The following is a 612-nucleotide window of genomic DNA, read 5'->3' on the forward strand; positions in this document are numbered from 1 at the left end:
CACGCGCAGCGCGCCCGAACCGCCCACGGTCTGGGTGGTGGCGACGCGGCCGGCGGCAACCAGTTCCGAGTCCTTGCCGAACACCAGCTCGCGGGTGGCCGAGGTATAGGCGGCCAGGCCGTCGATCGGCAGGTAGCCGCGCGGTTTGGCCTCGGCGGCCAGCTGCTGTTCGATCTGTTTGACCGCGCGCAGCAGCGGAATACGGCCGCTCTCGTCGTAGTAGATGCCCACGCCCAGGTTGACCTTGGTCGGGCGGGTATCGGCGTTGTAAGCGTCGGTCAGACCCAGAATCGGGTCGCCAGGAACCTGTTCCACAGTTGCAAAGAAGGACACGGCGGTACTCGTATCAAGTGGCGGGAAGTGGGGGCGGTCCGGCGCGAAAGCATGCAGCGGCGGCCAGAACCGCGTCATCGTAGCAGGGCTGGAAGCCGCTGACGGCAGGGTTTCAGCTGGAACTTCCGCTTCCGCGGCGCTGCCGCCGCCGTGCCGGATCGGCGATCATTGCGCGATGACGGCATGTAAGCGTTTTTTCCTGTTTTCCGGGCTGCTCGCGGCCCTGCCCGCCGCCGCGCAAGAGCCCGCGCCGGAAGCGCAGACGCTGGACCGCGTGCA

Annotated in this window: 1 protein-coding gene; it reads right to left on the bottom strand. The window is 67.8% G+C overall.

The features are described from left to right. Positions 1-333, bottom strand: a 333-nt coding sequence (locus JCM9942_RS17655; protein WP_157723092.1) for an aminotransferase class I/II-fold pyridoxal phosphate-dependent enzyme, incomplete at its 3' end; no start/stop codon positions are given. Positions 334-612: the final 279 nt, after the last annotated feature.

It is taken from the genome of Stenotrophomonas pictorum JCM 9942 (assembly GCF_001310775.1).
GTDB classification, from domain to species: Bacteria; Pseudomonadota; Gammaproteobacteria; order Xanthomonadales; family Xanthomonadaceae; genus Stenotrophomonas; species Stenotrophomonas pictorum.